Annotated in this window: 16 protein-coding genes; 8 read left to right on the forward strand and 8 right to left on the reverse strand. The window is 71.4% G+C overall.

Annotated elements, in window-relative coordinates; genetic code table 11:
- The 3 genes from OG514_RS06825 (at position 1) to OG514_RS06835 (ending at position 3,738) form a co-directional block, all read left to right on the forward strand.
- Positions 1–1,374 carry an amino acid permease gene (locus OG514_RS06825; RefSeq protein ID WP_266891906.1) on the forward strand — a complete coding sequence of 458 codons (1,374 nt, stop codon included), beginning with the start codon at positions 1–3 and terminating at the stop codon, positions 1,372–1,374.
- 116 nt (positions 1,375–1,490) lie between these two features.
- Positions 1,491–2,909 carry an amino acid permease gene (locus tag OG514_RS06830; protein ID WP_266891908.1) on the forward strand — a complete coding sequence of 473 codons (1,419 nt, stop codon included), beginning with the start codon at positions 1,491–1,493 and terminating at the stop codon, positions 2,907–2,909.
- Between the two features lie 184 nt (positions 2,910–3,093).
- On the forward strand, positions 3,094–3,738 hold the full coding sequence (locus OG514_RS06835) for a superoxide dismutase (RefSeq protein WP_266891910.1): 645 nt from the start codon (positions 3,094–3,096) through the stop codon (positions 3,736–3,738).
- A gap of 143 nt (positions 3,739–3,881) precedes the next feature.
- Here the strand turns inward: OG514_RS06835 and OG514_RS06840 are convergent, their stop codons facing one another.
- Positions 3,882–4,517: a DsbA family protein gene (locus OG514_RS06840; protein ID WP_266891912.1), complete on the reverse strand. Its 636-nt coding sequence runs from the start codon at positions 4,515–4,517 to the stop codon at positions 3,882–3,884.
- A 172-nt stretch (positions 4,518–4,689) separates the two neighbouring features.
- On the opposite strand from OG514_RS06840, the gene pepN (OG514_RS06845) reads away from it, so the two are divergent.
- Positions 4,690–7,251: an aminopeptidase N gene (gene pepN / locus OG514_RS06845; protein WP_266891914.1), complete on the forward strand. Its 2,562-nt coding sequence runs from the start codon at positions 4,690–4,692 to the stop codon at positions 7,249–7,251.
- Between the two features lie 179 nt (positions 7,252–7,430).
- A complete protein-coding gene (locus tag OG514_RS06850) occupies positions 7,431–8,435 on the forward strand; it encodes a hypothetical protein (protein WP_266891916.1) in 1,005 nt (334 codons plus the stop codon).
- A gap of 16 nt (positions 8,436–8,451) precedes the next feature.
- Here OG514_RS06850 and OG514_RS06855 read toward each other — a convergent pair whose 3' ends face one another.
- The 5 genes from OG514_RS06855 to OG514_RS06875 all read right to left on the reverse strand — a co-directional run bounded on the left by OG514_RS06855 (position 8,452) and on the right by OG514_RS06875 (position 12,204).
- A complete protein-coding gene (locus OG514_RS06855; protein ID WP_266891918.1) occupies positions 8,452–9,603 on the reverse strand; it encodes a serine hydrolase in 1,152 nt (383 codons plus the stop codon).
- A 116-nt stretch (positions 9,604–9,719) separates the two neighbouring features.
- The gene (locus tag OG514_RS06860; RefSeq protein WP_266891919.1) at positions 9,720–10,187 is read right to left on the reverse strand and encodes an NUDIX hydrolase; all 468 of its coding nucleotides are present in this window, start codon (positions 10,185–10,187) and stop codon (positions 9,720–9,722) included.
- A 9-nt stretch (positions 10,188–10,196) separates the two neighbouring features.
- On the reverse strand, positions 10,197–10,754 hold the full coding sequence (locus tag OG514_RS06865) for an HPP family protein (RefSeq protein ID WP_266891921.1): 558 nt from the start codon (positions 10,752–10,754) through the stop codon (positions 10,197–10,199).
- 72 nt (positions 10,755–10,826) lie between these two features.
- Positions 10,827–11,732: a pyridoxamine 5'-phosphate oxidase family protein gene (locus OG514_RS06870; RefSeq protein ID WP_266891923.1), complete on the reverse strand. Its 906-nt coding sequence runs from the start codon at positions 11,730–11,732 to the stop codon at positions 10,827–10,829.
- 16 nt (positions 11,733–11,748) lie between these two features.
- Positions 11,749–12,204 (reverse strand): VOC family protein, encoded by a 456-nt coding sequence (locus tag OG514_RS06875; protein ID WP_266891925.1) that lies wholly within the window; start codon positions 12,202–12,204, stop codon positions 11,749–11,751.
- A gap of 131 nt (positions 12,205–12,335) precedes the next feature.
- Here OG514_RS06875 and OG514_RS06880 point away from each other — a divergent pair, with 131 nt between their 5' ends.
- The 3 genes from OG514_RS06880 to pepN (OG514_RS06890) all read left to right on the forward strand — a co-directional run bounded on the left by OG514_RS06880 (position 12,336) and on the right by pepN (OG514_RS06890) (position 16,780).
- Positions 12,336–12,878 carry a CGNR zinc finger domain-containing protein gene (locus OG514_RS06880; RefSeq protein WP_266891927.1) on the forward strand — a complete coding sequence of 181 codons (543 nt, stop codon included), beginning with the start codon at positions 12,336–12,338 and terminating at the stop codon, positions 12,876–12,878.
- Between the two features lie 103 nt (positions 12,879–12,981).
- A complete protein-coding gene (locus OG514_RS06885; protein WP_266891928.1) occupies positions 12,982–14,001 on the forward strand; it encodes an aspartate-semialdehyde dehydrogenase in 1,020 nt (339 codons plus the stop codon).
- 184 nt (positions 14,002–14,185) lie between these two features.
- Positions 14,186–16,780 carry an aminopeptidase N gene (pepN, locus tag OG514_RS06890; protein WP_266891930.1) on the forward strand — a complete coding sequence of 865 codons (2,595 nt, stop codon included), beginning with the start codon at positions 14,186–14,188 and terminating at the stop codon, positions 16,778–16,780.
- Between the two features lie 68 nt (positions 16,781–16,848).
- Here pepN (OG514_RS06890) and OG514_RS06895 read toward each other — a convergent pair whose 3' ends face one another.
- Together OG514_RS06895 and alc are read right to left on the reverse strand one after the other, a co-directional pair.
- Entirely contained in the window at positions 16,849–18,573 is a 1,725-nt protein-coding gene (locus tag OG514_RS06895) for a VCBS repeat-containing protein (protein WP_266891932.1), read from the reverse strand.
- A 128-nt stretch (positions 18,574–18,701) separates the two neighbouring features.
- A complete protein-coding gene (alc, locus tag OG514_RS06900) occupies positions 18,702–19,832 on the reverse strand; it encodes an allantoicase (RefSeq protein WP_266891934.1) in 1,131 nt (376 codons plus the stop codon).
- Between the last annotated feature and the right edge of the window lie 30 nt (positions 19,833–19,862).

Here is a 19,862-nt window from a genome sequence, read left to right on the forward strand (position 1 = left end):
ATGCACGACTCCCTCGCCTCCGAACCGGAGCCCCTCTCCCACGGTCTGAAGCAGCGTCATCTGACGATGCTGGGTCTCGGCGGCGTGATCGGCGCCGGACTGTTCGTCGGCTCGGGGGCGGGCATCGCCGTCGCCGGGCCCGGCATCGTGGTCTCGTATCTGATCGCCGGGGCGCTCGCGATGCTGGTGATGCGGATGCTCGGCGAGATGTCGGCGGCGATGCCCGCGTCGGGGGCCTTCTCGGTCCACGCGGAGCGGGCGCTCGGCCGGTGGGCCGGATTCTCGGTGGGCTGGCTGTACTGGTTCCTGCTCGTCGTCGTCCTCGCCGTGGAGGCGACGGGCGCGGCGCGGATCGCGCACGGCTGGGTGCCGGACGTCCCGCAGTGGGGCTGGGTGCTGATCTTCATGATCGTGTTCACCCTCGCCAACCTCGCGGCGGTGAAGAACTTCGGAGAGTTCGAGTTCTGGTTCGCGGCGCTGAAGGTCGGCGCGATCGTCCTCTTCCTGGTGCTCGGCGTCCTCGCGATCGTGGGCTGGCTGCCCGACACGGATCCGGTGGGGCTCGCGAACCTGACGGGTCAGGGCGGTTTCCTGCCCAACGGCTGGTCGGGAGTGATCTCCGGAGTCCTCGCGGTCGTCTTCGCGTTCGGCGGTCTGGAGGTCGTCACGATCGCGGCGGCCGAGTCCGACGACCCGGCACGGAACGTGGCGCGGGCGGTGCGCAGCGCGGTCTGGCGGATCCTCCTCTTCTACGTGGGTTCGATGCTGGTCATCGTGACGCTGCTGCCCTGGACCTCGATGAAGCCGGGCGAGTCGCCGTACGTCGCGGTCCTGGACTCCATCGGGGTGCCGGCGGCGGGCCAGATCATGAACGTGGTGGTGTTCGTGGCGCTGCTCTCGGCGCTCAACGCGAACCTGTACGGCTCCTCGCGGATGGTGTTCTCGCTCGCCGAGCGCGGAGAGGCGCCGAAGGGGCTGCTCCGGGTCTCCGGCGGAGGGGTGCCGCGCCGGGCGGTGCTCGCCTCGGTGGCCTTCGGCTTCGTCTCCGTACTGCTCAATCTGAAGTGGCCGGATTCCGTCTTCCTCTACATGCTCAACGCGGTCGGCGCGGTGCTGCTCTTCGTCTGGGCGCTGATCGCGGTCTCGCAGCTGCGGCTGCGGCGCCGGATCGAGCGGGAGGCGCCGGAGACGCTGAGCTTGAGGATGTGGGGCTTCCCGTGGCTGACCTGGGTGGCGCTCGCCGCGATGGGCGCGGTCCTGGTCCTGATGCTGACCGATGACGCGGCCCGGCCGCAGGTGCTGTGGTCGGGCGCGGCGACCGGGGCGGTGCTGCTGGTGGCCTGGGCCCGGGAACTGCGCACGAAGCGAGGTTAGATCTTCACCTTGTGTGAAGGTCGTGCCCGTATAGCGGACATCCGTTCCCAGTGAGCGGTGGTGGCCCACAGACTGTGGGCTCCCTCCCCGTCTCAGCTAGTGAACAGGGCTCGCCCATGTCTCGGACCACCGCGCCCGCGCCGGCCGACCGCAAGGACGGCGCGACCGCACCTGCCGAGGGCCTCACCCACGGCCTCAAGCAGCGCCATCTCTCGATGATCGCCCTCGGCGGCGTCATCGGTGCCGGGCTCTTCGTCGGCTCCGGCGCCGGCATCGCCGCCGCCGGGCCCTCGATCGTGATCGCCTACGCGATCTCCGGCATCCTCGTGATGCTGGTGATGCGGATGCTCGGCGAGATGTCCGCGGCGAACCCGGCCTCCGGCTCGTTCTCCGTGCACGCCGAGCGGGCCTTCGGCCCCTGGGCCGGCTTCACCGCCGGCTGGGCGTTCTGGTTCCTGCTCTGTGTCGCCGTCGGCCTTGAGGGCATCGGCGCCGCGAAGATCATGACCGGCTGGTTCCCCGGCAGCCCCGAGTGGGCCTGGGTCGCGCTCTTCATGCTGGTCTTCTGCGTCACCAACCTGGCGGCCGTGAAGAACTTCGGCGAGTTCGAGTTCTGGTTCGCCGCGCTCAAGGTCGGCGCGATCGTCCTCTTCCTCGGCATCGGCGTCCTCGCCATCGTCGGCGTCCTGCCCGGCACGGACGCCCCCGGCACCGCGAACCTCACCGGCGACGGCGGCTTCTTCCCGCACGGCTCCGAGGGCCTGATCGTGGGTCTGCTCGCCTCGGTCTTCGCGTACGGCGGTCTGGAGACGGTCACCATCGCGGCGGCCGAGTCGGAGCACCCGGTGCAGGGCGTCGCCAAGGCGGTCCGTACGGCGATGTGGCGGATCGCGCTCTTCTACATCGGCTCGATGGCGGTCATCGTCACCCTCGTCCCGTGGGGCGACAAGGCGGTCGTCGAGAAGGGCCCGTACGTCGCGACCCTCGACCACCTGGACATCCCGGCGGCCGGCCAGATCATGAACGTGGTCGTGCTCGTCGCCCTGCTGTCGGCGATGAACGCCAACATCTACGGCGCCTCCCGCATGGCCGGTTCGCTCGTCTCGCGCGGCCAGGGCCCGAAGGCGCTCGGCCGCACCTTCGGCGGGGTCCCCCGGCCGGCGGTGCTCGTCTCCTCCGTCTTCGGCTTCGCCTGTGTGCTGCTCAGCTACTGGCGTCCGGACGACATCTTCGTCTGGCTGCTCAACACGATCGGCGCGATCATCCTGGTCGTCTGGTTCTTCATCGCCGCCTCGCAGCTGGTGCTGCGCCGCCGCACCGAGCGCGAGGCGCCCGAGAAGCTGGTCGTGCGGATGTGGGCCTTCCCGGTGCTGACCTGGGTGGCGCTCGCCGGCATGGCGGCGATCTTCGTCCTGATGGCCCGTGAGGAGGGCACGCGGGTGCAGCTCTACTGGACGGGCGGCCTGACGCTCCTGCTCGCCGCCGTCGGCTTCGCCCGCCAGAAGCAGCGGGGGCCGGTGGCCGAGGAGGCCTGAGCCTCCCTCCCCCTTCCCGACACCACACCGCGCCCCGCCGAGCTCGATGCCCGGCGGGGCGCGGTGCTGTGTCCGCGATCGGGCGATCGGCCTAGGACCAAGGGCTGATCAACTTCTTCCGCACCTACTGCTAGCCTGCAGTTGCATATAGTTTGCAATAAGAGGTCAGGCGAAGGGCTCGGCAATGGCGATCTACACACTTCCGGAGCTGCCGTACGACTACGCGGCGCTGGAGCCGGTGATCAATCCGCAGATCATCGAGCTGCACCACGACAAGCACCACGCCGCGTACGTCAAGGGAGCGAACGACACCCTGGAGCAGCTGGAGGAGGCGCGCGACAAGGACCAGTGGGGCGCGATCAACGGCCTGGAGAAGAACCTGGCCTTCCACCTCTCCGGCCACATCCTCCACTCCATCTACTGGAACAACATGAACAGCCCGAAGGACGGGGGCGGCGGCGAGCCGCTGGCCGCCGACGGCGTCGGTGACCTCGCGGACGCGATCACCGAGTCCTTCGGCTCCTTCGCCAAGTTCAAGGCCCAGCTGACCAAGGCCTCCGCGACCACCCAGGGCTCTGGCTGGGGTGTCCTCGCGTACGAGCCGATCAGTGGCCGGCTCATCGTGGAGCAGGTCTACGACCACCAGGGCAACGTCGGCCAGGGCTCGGTCCCGGTCCTCGTCTTCGACGCCTGGGAGCACGCCTTCTACCTGCAGTACAAGAACCAGAAGGTGGACTTCATCGAGGCCATGTGGCAGGTCGTCGACTGGCAGGACGTGAGCAAGCGCTACCACGCCGCCAAGGCCTCCGTACCGCTGATCTCCTTCTGATCCGGAGCCTGCCGAGGCTCCCCCGTCGTCCTGCTCGTGATCGTCTTCTCAACCTTCACCTGCGGGCGGATGAAAGAAGAACCCCCGTGATGACGTGAATCACGGGGGTTCTTCCATGCCTCCGCAGAGACCGCGACGACTGACTAGATGAAGCTGGGCTCCGCGGTCCGGGTGCGCTTGATCTCGTAGAAGCCCGGCGTCGACGCCACGAGCAGCGTGCCGTCCCACAGCCGGGCCGCCGCCTCGCCGCGCGGGGTCGGGGTGACCACGGGACCGAAGAAGGCGACCTCGTCGCCGTCCGGGCCCGGGACCGCGATGACCGGGGTGCCGACGTCCTGGCCGACCTTCTCGATGCCCTCCGTGTGGGAGGCGCGCAGCTCGGCGTCGTACGTGTCCTTGTCGGCGTACGCGGCCAGGTCCTGCGGCAGACCGACATCGGCCAGGGCGCCTTCGATCGCCTCGCGGGTCGCACCCTCGCCGTTGTTGTGGAAGCGGGTGCCGAGCGCCGTGTAGAGCTTGCCGACGACCTCGTCGCCGTGCAGCTGCTGGGCGGCGATGACGACCCGGACGGGGCCCCAGGCCTGGGTCTCCAGCATCTCCCGGTACTCGGCCGGGACCTCGTCGAGCCGGTTCTCGTTGAGCACGGCCAGGCTCATCACCTTCCAGCGCACGTCGACCGGGCGGACCTGCTCCACCTCCAGCATCCAGCGGGAGGTCATCCAGGCCCAGGGGCACAGCGGGTCGAAGTAGAAGTCGGCGATGGTCCTGCTCTCGGACATGTCACTCCTCGGTGCGGCCGTGGGGAAAGACGGCGGAAAAGATGGCGCGAAGTAGAAGGCGGTACGCCGAAAGGAAGGAACCGACGAACGCGCGACGGCATTCCCGTGTCCCGGCCGACAGCCGCACATGGGAAGATCGGTGCTGTTTCGAACGTGCCACGAAGGAGTGACCGTGCCCGGTGAGAATCTGTCCCGCGACGAGGCCCACGAGCGGGCGGCGCTGCTGTCCGTCGACGGCTACGAGGTCGTCCTCGACCTGCGCTCGGCGGTCGGCGACTCGGCCGAGGCGGTGCGCACCTTCCGCTCGGAGACGACGATCCGCTTCCGCCGCACCGGCGAGGGCACGAGCACGTTCGTGGACCTGATCGCCCCGTCGGTGACCGCGGTCACCCTCAACGGGCGCTCCCTCGACCCGGCGGTCGTCTTCGACGGCTCCCGGATCGCCCTCGACGGCCTCGCCGACGAGAACACGCTCGTGGTGGACGCGCAGTGCGCCTACAGCCGGACCGGCGAGGGCATGCACCGCTTCGTCGACCCGGAGGACGGCGAGGTCTACCTCTACACGCAGTACGAGCCGGCCGACGCCCGCCGGGTGTACGCCGACTTCGAGCAGCCCGACCTCAAGGCCCCGTACCGCTTCTCGGTGACGGCGCCCGAGGGCTGGACGGTCTGGTCGAACGGCGTGGGCGAGCAGGACGCCGAGGGCGTGTGGCGGTTCGCGGAGACGGCGCCGATCTCCACGTACATCACCTGTGTCGTGGCGGGGCCGTACCACTACGTCACGGACACGTACACGCGGACGCTGGACGACGGGACCGAGCTGGAGATCCCGCTCGGCGCGATGTGCCGCAAGGGGCTCGCCAAGCACTTCGACGCGGACGACGTCTTCCTGATCACCAAGCAGGGCTTCGACTTCTTCCACGACAACTTCGACTACCCGTACCCCTTCGGGAAGTACGACCAGGCCTTCGTCCCCGAGTACAACCTCGGCGCGATGGAGAACCCGGGCATGGTGACCTTCCGCGAGGAGTACATCTACCGGGGCAAGGTGACGCAGGCGGCGTACGAGCGCCGGGCGAACGTCATCCTGCACGAGATGGCCCACATGTGGTTCGGCGACCTGGTCACCATGGTGTGGTGGGACGACCTGTGGCTGAAGGAGTCCTTCGCGGACTTCATGGGCTCCTTCTCGCTGGCCGAGGCGACCCGCTTCACCAACAGCTGGGTGACCTTCGCCAACAACCGCAAGGCCTGGGCGTACCGCGCCGACCAGCTGCCGTCCACCCACCCGATCACGGCCGACATCCGTGACCTGGAGGACGCCAAGCTCAACTTCGACGGCATCACGTACGCCAAGGGCGCGTCGGTGCTCAAGCAGCTCGTCGCGTACGCGGGCCGGGACGCCTTCCTCGAAGGTGCGCGCCGCTACTTCAAGCGCCACGCCTACGGGAACACCCGCCTCGCCGACCTCCTCGCGATCCTGGAGGAGACCTCCGGACGCGACATGAAGTCCTGGGCGAAGTCCTGGCTCCAGACCTCCGGCGTGAACACCATGACGCCGGCCGTCACCTACGACGCGGAGGGCCGGATCACCGAGCTCGCCGTCCTCCAGGAGGGCGACGAGCTGCGCCCCCACCGCGCCGCCGTCGGCCTCTACCGGCTCTCCGGCGGGGAGCTCGTCCGGTACGCGCGCGCCGAGGCCGACATCACCGGGGCCCGGACCGTCGTCGCCGACCTGGCGGGCGAGGAGAAGCCCGACCTGGTCCTCGTCAACGACGACGACCTCACCTACTGCAAGGTCCGCTTCGACGAGGGCTCGCTGGCCACCCTGCGCGCGCACCTCGGCGACATCACGGACCCCCTCGCGCGGGCCCTGTGCTGGTCGGCGCTGTGGAACCTGACCCGCGACGGGCTGATGCCCGCCCGGGACTTCGTCGCCGTCGTCCTCGCCTTCGCGGGCCGCGAGACCGACATCGGCGTCCTCCAGATGGTGCACGCCTGGGCCAAGTCGGCGGTCACCCTCTACGCGGCCCCCGAGTGGCGCGAGGAGGGCGGGCGGCTGCTCGCCGAGGGGGCCCTGCGCGAGCTGCGGGTGGCCGAGCCGGGCAGCGAACACCAGCTGACCTGGGCGCGGTTCCTCGCCGCGACGGCCTCCTCCGACGCCGACTTCCAGCTCCTTGAGGGGCTGCTCGACGGAACGGCGAAGATCGACGGGCTCGACGTCGACCAGGAGACGCGCTGGTCGCTGCTCTCGCCGCTCGCCGTGCACGGCCGCGCGGACGAGACCCGGATCGGCGAGGAGCTGGCCCGGGACGACACGGCCACGGGCAAGCGCCACCAGGTCCGCTGCCTGGCCTCGCGGCCCTCGGCCGCCGTCAAGGCGCAGGCCTGGGCGCAGGTCGTCGAGTCGGACACCCTGTCGAACGCGCTGGTCGAGGCGACCATCGCGGGCTTCGTCCAGCCCTCGCAGCGCGAACTGATCGCGCCGTACGCCGAGAAGTACTTCGCGGTGATCGAGCGGCTGTGGGCCGAGCGGTCGATCCAGATCGGCATGGACATCGTCCGGGGCCTGTTCCCGGGTCTCCAGGACGACGCGTCGACGCTGGCCGCGACGGACGCCTGGCTGTCGGCGCACAAGTCGGCCGCGCCGGCGCTGCGCCGTCTGGTCCTGGAGTCGCGGGACGACCTGGCGCGGGCGCTGCGGGCGCAGGACTGCGACCGTCTGGCGGCCTGACACCGTTCCCGAAGGGGGTCGCGGGCTTCGGCCCGCGGCCCCCTTCGGGCTTTCCGGAGCATCCGGGCGCGCCCCTCATCGGCATTCGAACGCGCGTACTTTAGGGCAGGCTTGTCCCTAATTGTCGACGAGCGTGTAACAGGGGTTAGGGGAACCTTCGGGAGCGGAAGATCCCCGGCATGAACCACAACACCCCCATCACCCCCCGCCCCCTCCCCCTCGCCTCCCCCACCGGGCGGGCACAACGCCTCGCGTCCGCCGACCAGTTGAGGACCCAGGGCATTCCCGCCGGCGAGGTCGCCGCACGCTGCCGGCCCGGCGGCTGGCAGCAGCTCCTTCCCGGCGTCTTCCTGCTCCAGCCGGGACCGCCCACCAGCGAGGACCGGCTCCACGCGGCACTCCTCTACGCCCGCAGGACCGGGGCCGTACCCCCGCAGGGCCCCGACGCGATGATCACCGGACTCGCCGCGCTGACCCTGCACCGCTTCTCCTCCGCTCCCCCGCTCACCGCCCTGGACCGGATCGACCTGCTCGTCCCGCGCACCCGGCGGCTGCGCTCCACCGGCTGGGTGCGGGTGGTGCGCGCCCCCGACTCCCCCGAGCCGGTGAAGCTGACGGGCGTGCCCGTCGCCCCGGTCGCCCGGGCCGTCGCCGACGCGGTGGCGGGGCTCTCGGACGCGGAGACCGTACGCCGGCTGCTCACCGAGGCGGTGAGCGGCGGTCACTGCGAACCGGGCGCGGTGGTACGCGAGTTGAGCCGGGCCCGACTGCTCACCCGGCCGCACGTGGTCGACGCGGTGGACGCGCTGCTCGCCGAGGGGCGGTCGCTCTCCGAGCAGCGGCTGTACGAGATGGTGCGGGAGTTCGCCCTGCCGGACCCGCTGTGGAACGTGGACCTGCGGCTTCCGGGCGGCCCGCACCTGGGCGGGGTGGACGCCTACTGGCCGGACCAGGCGGTCGCCGTCGAGCTGGACACCCGGGCGCCGCGGCAGGACGAGGACGCGCTCTGGTCCGAGTACACCCGCAAGCGGGAGCACCTGGAGCGGCTCGGCATCACGGTCGTCCACCTCACCCCGCGCAAGCTGCGCGAGGCGATGGACCAGCAGGCCACCGTGGTGCGTACGGCCCTGATGGCCTCGCCCGACCGGCAGCCCGCCGCGTATGTCGTCGTCCTGCCGCGGTGACGGCTCGCCGCGGGGGTTACTTCTTCGGCGTCGTGCCGCAGAACTCGGCCTCCACGACGGACTGGCTGTCGCCCGTCCAGTCGGCGTTGAAGTTCAGGGCGAGCGAGTGGCGTCCGTCCTTGGTGGTCACGGCCTCCGAGGAGGAGCCGTGGATGCCGCCGCCGTGACCCCAGAGCTCCTTGCCGCAGCTCAGCTTCTGCTTCATCAGCCCGAGTCCGTACCCCAGTCCGGGGAGTTCGGGCGACATCTCGACGGTGGTCGTCATCTCCTTCTGCTCGGCCTTCGGGAGGAGCCGGCCCTTGAGCAGGGCGCGGTAGAAGGTCTGGAGGTCGCGGGAGTCGGAGATCATCTCACCGGCCGCGTAGGCGAGGGTGGGACTCAGCCGGCTGACGTCGTGGACCGGCGCGTTCGGTCCGGCGTCGGGGGAGAGCGTGGACCAGGCGGGCGAGCTCGGCCTGGGCATCGTGACGTCGGTGCCGGGGACGCTGGTGGCGCGGAGCTTGAGAGGCTTGATGATGCGGTTCTCGACCGCCTTGCCGTACGGGCGGCCCGTGACCTTCTCGATCACCATGCCGGCCAGGACGTAGTTGGTGTTGGAGTAGTTCCAGTCGGTGCCGGGGGCGAAGTCCGGTGCATGGGTCATCGCGATGTCGACGAGCTGCTTCGGGGTCCAGCGGTCGTAGCGGTGCTCCAGGAAGCCGGGGCCGAAGATCTTCTCCTGGAAGCCGGCGTCGGAGGTGACGCTGTAGACGCCGCTGGTGTGGTTGAGCAGCTGGCGGACGGTGATCTTCCGGCCGTCGTGGCCGTTGCCCTGGACGACTCCGGGCAGCCACTTCTCGACCGGGTCGTCGAGGTCGAGGCGACCCTCGGCCTGGAGCTGGAGGAGGACGGTGGCGACGAAGGTCTTGGTGATGGAGCCGACGCGGTAGCGGTCGTTCCCCCCGCGCACTCCGGCGGTGCCGGTCCAGGACCCCCGGCCGTCCCGGGCCTGGGCGACGACGCCGGGCACGCCGGCGTCGACCGCGGCCTGGATCGCCTGCTGTGCGGCGGCGTGGTCGCCCTTCGCCGGCGCGGAGGCCGCCAGGGCGGGGGTGGCGAGCGCCGTGGCGGTGAGCCCCGCGACCAGGGCGGCGGCGAGGACGGTGCGGGTCGTGCGTACGGCTGACATTGCGGGCTCCCCTGTGCGTCTTCTGCTGTGCGTGTGCTGCGGTCGGCGGGGAGGACCACGGGGCCTGCGGGACGGTTGAGCGGGGTTGCGCCGGTTGAGCGGTTTCCGGCCGATCTTCAGCCGTTCGACGGATCGGCGAGCCGTGAGCGGCCGACGGGGGGCCGCTCCCGCCACAGGTCGAGGCCGATGTCGACGAGTTCGACCCGGGGCAGATCGGGTACGGCGTCCAGCGGATGCCAGGCGGCGAGGTCGGTGGAACCATCGGTCTCGTTGCGCAGCGCACCCCCGGTGACCTGCACCTCGTAGATGATCCGCAGGCCCTGGAAGTCGCCGGGGGCCGCGAGGCGGCGCAGCCAGGAGCGGCGGATGGAGTCGATGCCGAGGAGGGCGGTGGGCTCGGCGAGGTAGCCGGTCTCCTCCTCCACCTCCCGGACCACGGTCTGTACGGGTTCCTCGCCGTGGTCCATGCCGCCGCCCGGCAGCGTCCACCGCTTGGTGCCGTCGCGTGCCACCCAGCGGGCGAGCAGCACCTCGCCGTCCCGTACGCACACGGCGTAGGCCGCCACCCTCAACTCCTGCTTCATGAGCCGAGGTTAGAACCAGTACGCGGGGTACGTCCGGCCGGTGGCGCGGGCGGCCCCGAGACCGACGGCGACGAGGAGGAGGGAGGCGAGGGCGAGAAGGCCGAGAAACGACCAGAGGGGCGGGGCCTGGAGGCCGACGATCACGGCGGTCGCGGCAGCGGGCGAGTGCGGGGTGCGGGCCAGCATCATCACGCCCAGGGCGAGGCCGCCCGCGACGGCGGCGCCCCAGAGGCCGGGGCCGGCCACGGCCAGGACGGCGAAGCCGGTGAGGGCGGAGAGCAACTGCCCGCCGACGACCGAACGCGGCTGGGACAGCGGCAGATCGGGGGCGCCGGCGACCAGGGCCATGCTCGCGGCGAGCGGCGGGATGAGCAGGGGCTGGTCGAGCACGGTCCCGACGGCGACCAGGAGGAGAAGCGCGGCGACGCTCCCGGCGGTGGAGAGGAGGAGGATCCGGGGGCGGGGGCGCGGGGGCGGACCGGGCCTGGTTCCGGTCGCGGCCGGGGTCGGAGCCGGGATGGCTCCGGCGGTGGGCAGGGTGGCGTCGGGGGCCGGGGTGGTGGTCACGGGCGGTCCTCGGGTGTCGGCGTCCCGGCGCGGGCCGCGCCGGGGTGGGTCAGCGATCGGGTCGGGACGTGGTCAGGCCGCGGCCGGGTTGGCCGGGGAGTATTCCGGGGGCGACCAGCGCAGGGGGCTGGCGGCCGGGATCTCGGCAGTCCGCTCGACGCGGAAGCGGGTGACCCGCCCCTCGGGGCCGTACTCGGTGTGGGCGAGGCCGCTGAGCTGCAGGGTCGTCCCGGTCTCCCAGTCGAGGAAGAGCAGGCCCGCGCGGCCGTCCTCCTCCAGGTTCCCCAGGGTCAGGAACATCGCGTTGCCCGGGTAGTCGCGCCAGCTGAGCTCCCGGGACGCGTCGACCCGGACGAAGCCGGGGTTGCCGCCGCGGTGACTGGTGTCGACGCCGTCGGGGGCGACGGTGGCCACGAAGAAGGTGTCCGCCGCCCGGACGCGGCGCACCTGGTCGGGGGTGAGCTCCTCGCCGTGCCGGACGGTGCCGGTCCCGGGGCGGGTGTCCTCGGAGCCGTACCACTCCCTCTTCTGGAGGTATTTCGGGCAGTTGGAGAAGACCTGTTCGGCCTCGATCGTGAAGCCGCGCGCGCTGGGCCGGGCGATGCCGTTGAGGCGCATCCGGCGGCGGGTGCGGGGGTCGAGGGCGAGGGTGCCGACGGGCGTGCCGGCGGCGGTGATCGCGTCGGCGAGCGGGTCGGCGGCGGGGATGCCGCCGGCGACGGAGACGGTGTGCGGGCCGGTGGCGCGGGTGAAGCCGGGCGTGCCGGTGAGGAGGCTGCCCCAGACGCGGCCCGCGGGGTCCGCCGCGCCGATCATCAGCATCGGCTGGGCCTCCAGGAAGGCGGCGGCGACGGGGCGGATGCCGGGGGTGATGGAGCGGCCCACGTGGTCGGCGAGGTCCTGGACGCCGACTCTGGCCTGCACGGTTCGTGAGCCGTGGTGGTAGGCGGGCACGGGGTGCGGGGTCCGGGTTCCCATGGCGGGTCCTCCCGTTCTAGAAGAAGCCGCAGGTCGGGGCCGATTCCGAGGGGGCCTCCGCGCCCTCCGCGCCCTTGGGGACCGAGATTTCCAGGCGGGTGCCGTCGGGGTCGTGGAAGAAGATGCCGCCCGAGGCCGCGCCTTCGCGGTGGGCCACGACGCCCTCGTACGCGAAGGTGGCGCCGCGGGCGAGCAGCGCGGCCTCGGCGGCGCGGACGTGGTCGAGGGACTCGGCCTCGAAGGCCAGGTGGTGGAGGCCCGCGCGGCCGGGGGCGTAGTTCTCGTCGGCCTGCTGCCAGAGGGTGAGGACCAGGCGGCCGTCCCGGCCGAGGAACGCGAAGCGGCTGTCGCCCTCCTTGCCCTCGCCGAGGGTCTCGAAGCCGAGGACCTCTCCGTAGAAGGTGAGCGAGCGGTCCAGGTCGGTGACGTTGAGGCCGACGTGGTGGGTGGCGAGTGTGCCGATCGCGGTCATGACAGGTCCGTTCCCGGTGCGGCCAGCCCCCTCCGGACTAACCTCTTAATTCGACTTTAGAGGTTAGATACGACGGACGTCAACCGCTCACGTACCCTTGAGGGGTTAGTTCATCGAGGAGGGTTCCCGTCATGACCGCGATCGACCCACGGCCGCTCGTCGGCGAGCCCGTCTCCCTGGACCTCCTCAACACCCGCTGGAACGACGAGGGCGCCCGGCAGGACCTGCTCACCGGGGTCGAGGGGCTCGCCGTCTGGCTCGCCGCCAACGGTCTCGACGGGCGGTTCACCGCCGACGCCACCACCCTGCGCCACACCCTCACCGCCCGGGACGCCCTCGCCGCGCTCGTCGACCACCCCGGCGACCCCACGGCCGCCGCCCGCGTCGACACCGTCCTCGGCCACGGCCGCATCCGGGCCACGCTCACCGCAGACGGCCCGGGCGAGCGGCCCGAGTTCGCGGACCGGGCCTGGGGTCCCGGCTGGACCGCCGCCCGCGACTACCTCGACCTGCTGCGCACCGCCCCCGACCGCATCCGGGCCTGCGCGCACGAGGCGTGCATCCTGCACTTCTTCGACACCTCGCGGAACGGCACCCGCCGCTGGTGCTCGATGGCGATCTGCGGCAACCGCGCCAAGGCCTCCCGGCACTACGCCCGCACCAAGGAGAGCTGACCCTCTTTCGTCCCGTCCCTTGGACAATGGATTGGACAAGGCGACCCGGGACATACGCATCATGGACCGGCAGCAACCTGCACATACGTACGGAGGAGTCCCCGTGAAGGTCGGAATCGTCGGAGCCACCGGTCAGGTCGGCACAGTCATGCGCAGCATCCTGGCCGAGCGGAGCTTCCCCCTCGACGAGCTGCGGCTCTTCGCCTCCGCCCGCTCCGCCGGCACCGTCGTGGACGGCGTCACGGTCGAGGACGCCTCCACCGCCGACTACACCGGCCTGGACATTGTCCTGTTCTCCGCCGGCGGCGCCACCTCCCGCGCCCTCGCCGAGAAGGTCGCCTCCCAGGGCGCCGTCGTGATCGACAACTCCTCCGCCTGGCGCGGCGACCCCGAGGTCCCGCTGGTGGTCTCCGAGGTCAACGCGCACGCGATCAAGGACCGTCCCAAGGGCATCATCGCCAACCCGAACTGCACCACGATGGCCGCCATGCCGGTCCTCAAGCCGCTCCACCAGGAGGCCGGCCTCACCGCGCTGATCGCCACCACCTACCAGGCCGTCTCCGGCTCGGGCGTGGCCGGTGTCGCCGAGCTGCGCAACCAGGCGTGCGCCGTGGCCGAGACCGCCGACCAGCTGGCCTTCGACGGCGAGGCCGTCGAGTTCCCCGAGCCGGCCGTCTACAAGCGCCCGATCGCGTTCAACGTGGTCCCGCTGGCCGGTTCCATCGTCGACGACGGCTCCTTCGAGACCGACGAGGAGCAGAAGCTCCGCAACGAGTCCCGCAAGATCCTGGAGATCCCCGGCCTCAAGGTCTCCGGCACCTGCGTGCGCGTCCCGGTCTTCTCCGGCCACTCCCTCCAGGTGAACGTCCGCTTCGAGCGCCCGATCAGCGTCGAGCGCGCCTACGAGCTGCTCAAGGACGCCGAGGGCGTCGTGCTCTCCGAGATCCCGACCCCGCTCCAGGCGGCCGGCAAGGACGCCTCGTTCGTGGGCCGCATCCGCGTGGACGAGACCGTCGACAACGGTCTCGCGCTCTTCCTCTCCAACGACAACCTGCGCAAGGGCGCGGCGCTGAACGCCGTGCAGATCGCGGAGCTCGTCGCGGCGGAGCTCAAGGGCGCCTGACACCCGAAGCGGTACGAGGGCGGCCATCCGGGGACGGGTGGCCGCCCTCTCGCGTTCGCCCCGGAAAACGCCCGGCGTTCGCCCTGGGAAATCTCTCGCGTTCGCCCTGGGAAATGTCTCGTGCGTTGCCGACGCACCCCGTGGAAGGATGGGCCAAACATCACAAAACCGAGGAGTTGACCGGGTGCCTGGCACAAACCTGACCCGTGAAGAGGCGCAGCAGCGGGCGAAGCTGCTGACCGTGGACGCGTACGAGGTCGAACTCGACCTCTCCGGTGCGCAGGAGGGCGGCACCTACCGGTCCGTCACCACCGTCCGCTTCGATTCCGCCGAGGCCGGTGCCTCGACCTTCATCGACCTCGTCGCGCCCGCCGTCCACGAGGTCGTGCTGAACGGCCACGCGCTCGATGTCGCCGCCGTCTTCCGCGACTCGCGGATCGCGCTGGCCCACCTGGTCGCGGGCCGCAACGAGCTGAAGGTCGTCGCCGACTGCGCGTACACCAACACCGGTGAGGGCCTGCACCGCTTCGTCGACCCGGTCGACGACCAGGCCTATCTGTACACGCAGTTCGAGGTGCCGGACGCGCGTCGCGTCTTCGCCTCGTTCGAGCAGCCCGACCTCAAGGCGACCTTCCAGTTCACCGTGAAGGCGCCGGCCGGGTGGAAGGTCATCTCCAACAGCCCCACGCCGGAGCCGAAGGACGACGTGTGGGTCTTCGAGCCCACCCCCCGCATCTCCACGTACATCACCGCGCTGATCGTCGGCCCGTACTACTCGGTGCACTCCTCGTACGAGAAGGACGGACAGTCGGTCCCGCTGGGCATCTACTGCCGTCCGTCGCTCGCCGAGTTCCTCGACGCGGACCACATCTTCGACGTGACCCGTCAGGGCTTCGACTGGTTCCAGGAGAAGTTCGCGTACGACTACCCGTTCGCGAAGTACGACCAGCTCTTCGTGCCGGAGTTCAACGCGGGCGCGATGGAGAACGCGGGCGCGGTCACCATCCGCGACCAGTACGTCTTCCGCTCGAAGGTGACGGACGCGGCGTACGAGCGGCGCGCCGAGACCATCCTGCACGAGCTCGCCCACATGTGGTTCGGCGACCTCGTCACCATGGAGTGGTGGAACGACCTCTGGCTGAACGAGTCGTTCGCCACCTACACCTCCGTCGCCTGCCAGGCCTCGGTGGCGGGCACCCGCTGGCCCAACGCCTGGACGACCTTCGCCAACGCGGAGAAGACCTGGGCCTACCGCCAGGACCAGCTGCCGTCGACGCACCCGATCATGGCCGAGATCAACGACCTGGAGGACGTGCTCGTCAACTTCGACGGGATCACGTACGCCAAGGGCGCGAGCGTCCTGAAGCAGCTCGTGGCCTATGTCGGCCAGGACGAGTTCTTCAAGGGCGTCCAGGCCTACTTCCAGGCCCACGCCTTCGGCAACACGCGCCTGTCCGACCTCCTCGGCGCCCTGGAGGAGACCTCCGGCCGTGACCTGAAGACCTGGTCGAAGGCATGGCTGGAGACGGCCGGCATCAACATCCTCCGTCCGGAGATCGAGACCGACGAGAACGGCGCCATCACCGCCTTCGCCGTCAAGCAGGAGGCCCCCGCGCTGCCCGCCGGCGCCAAGGGCGAGGCCGTCCTGCGCCCGCACCGGATCGCGATCGGCTTCTACGACCTCGACGCGGCCGGCAAGCTGGTCCGCACCGAGCGCCTCGAACTCGACATCGAGGCCGCCGGGCTGACCGCCGTACCGCAGCTCGTGGGCAAGTCCCGCCCGTCGGTCGTCCTCCTCAACGACGACGACCTGTCGTACGCCAAGGTCCGCCTCGACGAGGTGTCCCTGCAGAACGTCACCGCGCACCTCGGCGACTTCGCCGAGTCGCTGCCGCGCGCCCTGTGCTGGGCCTCGGCCTGGGACATGACCCGCGACGGCGAGCTGGCCACCCGCGACTACCTGGAGCTCGTGCTCTCCGGTGTCGCCAAGGAGTCGGACATCGGCGTGGTCCAGTCGCTCCAGGGCCAGGTCAGGGCCGCCCTTGAGCTGTACGCGGCGCCCGAGTGGCGGGCCACCGGGCTCGCGCGCTGGGGCACCTTCGCCCAGGAGCAGCTGCGCGCCGCCGACGGCGGCAGCGACCACCAGCTGGCGTGGGCGCGGGCCTTCGCGGCGACCGCCCGTACGGACGCGGAGCTCGACGTGCTCGCGGGGCTGCTCGACGGCTCCGAGGTCATCGAGGGTCTGGCCGTCGACACCGAGCTGCGCTGGGCGTTCGTGCAGCGCCTCGCGGCCACCGGCCGCTTCGACGAGGCGGAGATCGCCGCCGAGCTGGAGCGCGACCGTACGGCTGCGGGCGAGCGGCACGCGGCCACCGCGCGCGCGGCCCGTCCGACGGAGGCTGCGAAGGCGGAGGCCTGGGCCTCGGTCGTCGAGGACGACAAGCTGGCGAACGCCGTGCAGGAGGCCGTCATCGGCGGCTTCGTCCAGTACGACCAGCGCGAGCTGCTCGCCCCGTTCACGGCGAAGTACTTCGCGTCGATCAAGGGCATCTCGGAGACCCGCAGCCACGAGATCGTCCAGCAGATCGTGGTCGGTCTCTACCCGTCGCTCCAGGTCTCGCAGGAGACCCTGGACGCGACGGACGCGTGGATCGCCGAGCACAACCCGGCGCCGGCGCTGCGGCGTCTGGTGACCGAGAGCCGCGCGGGCGTCGAGCGTGCGCTCCGGGCGCAGGCGGCGGACGCGGCCGCGGCCGCGGCCGCGGCCGCGGCGAAGTAACCACCTGTCGGAGGGGCCCCGGACCGACGCGGTCCGGGGCCCCTTCGGCGTATCGGCGTTCCGGTGGATCAGCCCAGGGCCTTCATCCACTGCCAGCCGCCGGTGCCGACGGTCGTCGGGCTGCCGAGACCGGTGGGCGTGCCCGGGAGGAACTCCAGGTTCTCGGCGGTGCCCGCGGTCCGGGTCGTCCACACGTCGGGCGTGCCGTCACCGTTCACGTCGCCCGAGGTCACGGCGAGACGCCGGTCGACCGGCGTCAGCGGTCCGCCGTCGAGGGTGCGGACCTCGACGAGGTCCTGGGCGCCTTCGGAGCGGTACTCCTTGACGGCGCCGGTGGCACGGTCGCGCGCCCAGAGGTCGGCCCGGCCGTCGCGGTCGACATCGCCGGGGACGAGCACGTCGTACCCCGCCCACTCCCCCTTGCCGATCGCGACGGCGGCGCGGGGTGCGAAGGTCGGCGCGCCGTCGACGGCCACCCCGCCACGGTGCAGCCACAGTCCGGTGGTGCTCCTGACCACGACGTCCGGCAGTCCGTCGCGGTCGACGTCGCCGGCGCTGATCGGGGTGAGGTTCGTCCAGCCGGTGGGCCGGCCGCCCATGGCGATCCGGGTGCCGAGCTCGCCGCTCCCGGTGTTGGGGTAGACCCAGAGGGCGTCGCCGATCCGGGCGACGACGTCCTCGCGGCCGTCGCCGGTCCAGTCGCCGCGGTGGCTGATCACCGCGTCGGCCCAGCCGCCGGTGCCGATCTGGCGCTGGACGCCGACACCGCCGCCGCCGGTGCCGGAGTAGAGGCGCAGGCTGCCGTCGTCCTTGGCGGCGAGGAAGTCCGGGCGGCCGTCGCCGGTGAGGTCGCCGCCGGTGCCGGAGCCCGCCCGGGTCTCGGGGTGGGCGGCGGCGCGCAGCAGCTTGTGGTCGGAGAGCGGCTTGGTGCCGGGCGACTCGGGTTCGAGCGCGTCGGCCCGTACGGTGTGGAAGTCGCCCGCGGTGAGGAAGACGTGGTCGAACTTCCTGCCGCTGGCCACCGTGGCCTCGCCGGAACGGCAGGAGGTGGCGCCGCTCGTGACGCACTCTTCGGTGAAGAACTCCCGGTCGTTCTCGTCGGCCTCGGCGAACGGTCCGGTGCCGGGACCGCCGCGCCGTATCGGGTCCAAAGCGGGGTCGTAGACCGGTTCCGTGCCCGCGTTGAGGTCGGTGCCCAGGATCACCGGGACTCCCGCGGCCCAGGTGTCGATCTTCGCGATCGCCTGCGCGGAGCCGTTGTCCGGCTTGATGTACTGGGCGAGGTGGGTGGTGCAGGCCAGGGTCGTACGGCCGTCGACCGGACCGCGCGCGCAGAGCACCGCGCGGGCCTCCGTGTTCGCCGGGACGGTCAGGTTCGCCGCGTACCGCTCCACGGCGGGGGCCTTGACGAAGACGCCGAGGCCGAACCGGGTGTCGGTGGGCGACCACTTGGCGCAGTCGGAGTCGGTCGTGGTGGAGGTCCACACGCCGCTGTAGCCGGGGAGGGCGTCGCGCAGGGCGGCCCACTGGCCGAAGCACAACTCCTGGAGCATGAGGGCGTCCGTGTCCCAGGCAAGGGTCTGGTCGCGGAGTTCGGCCGTCCAGGTGGCCAGGTCGAGGTCGCTCTGGCAGTCGTGCGCGCCGCAGACGTTGTACGTGATCGTGCGCACCGGCGGCGCGGTGGCCGGGTCCACGGTGTCGGCCGCGGCCACGGTCACCGTGCCGGCGAGCAGCGCCAGGACGGCGGTGAGCCGAACTCCCCAGCGCAGGGCGGCTCTTCGAAGTCGAGTCATTCGGATCACCCTACTGATCATCATGACGCGTACCGATCATCGAGAACCGGCCGTGAGGTCCGCCCGGCGGGCGGGCGTCGGCGCGCGGCCGCGCCGCCGGGCGGAAGTCCTGTGGCTCTCGGCCGCGCTCAGCCGCCGAGCGCGGTGAACCGGGCGCGCAGATCGGCCGCGCCCTGCTCCGTCAGCGCCCCGTGCAGCCGCATCCGGGCGACGCCGCCGTCGGGGAAGGCGTCGAGGCGGACGTGGGTGACGACGGCCTGGGCGGGCAGCTTGAAGCGGTGGAGGGTGTCGGGCTGGAGCTTGGTCCGGGGGATGATCTCGAACCACTCTGCGCTTCCCGAGGGATCGCCGTTGCGGCCCTGGAGGGCGATCCAGCCGGCCGAGTTGCCCTTGAGGTAGGCGGTGTCGATCTCGACGGCGCGGACGGCGCCCTGCGCGGCGAGCCGGAAGCGCACCCAGTCGTTGGTGCCGCGCACCCGGCGGCGGCGGTTCTCCCAGCCGTCGTCCATCTTGCGGGAGGTGCCGGGCAGGATGATCTGGGTCGGCGAGGAGTAGAACTTGTCCGAGGCGTCCTCGTACGAACCGCCGTTGAGTACGGAGATCAGGTCGAGCGTGCCGAGCAGCTCCAGCCACTCGGGGTCGGGCACGACCTCGCCGTGGACGCGGAGGCGGGCGATGCCGCCGTCGGGGTGCTGGCAGACCCGGAGGTGGGTCCAGCGGCGCTCGGCGGTGATGGTGAAGCCGTTGGCGGCGTGGCCCCGGACGGGGGTCGGCGGGACGAGCTCCTCCCACTTGGCGTCGAGCAGTTCCTCGGGGCTGGGCGAGCCCTCCACCGAGGTGGCCTGGATGCTCACGCGCTGCGGGTAGTTGCCGCGGAAGTGGGCGGTGTCGACGATGATGCCGCGGATGACGCCGGGGGCGCCGAGCCGGACGATCGCCCAGTCATGGTCCTCGGGGGCGGGGAAGACGTTCTCGGCGTCGGCGCCACGACGGCGGCGGGTCTCCCAGCCGTCCATGATCTTGCCCTTGTGGCCGAAGTGCTCCGGGTCGAAGACGGCCCGCTCACGGACGAGGAGGTTCTCCCGCTCGGCGAAGAACTCGTCGTTCGCGGCGACGACCCCGGCGCCGAGGCGCCGGTCCGCGAGGTCGACGAGCTCGGTGAAGGGGAAGTCACCGGTCCGGTAGTCGGCGTACGGGTCGCCGCCGGAGTAGGGGGCGGCGTCGTTGGCGTGCGGGTCCTGGCTCGGCTCGAAGGTCATGTCCCGACTGTGCGCCCGCAGGACCTGGTC

It is taken from the genome of Streptomyces sp. NBC_00572 (assembly GCF_026341815.1).
Lineage (GTDB): Bacteria > Actinomycetota > Actinomycetes > Streptomycetales > Streptomycetaceae > Streptomyces.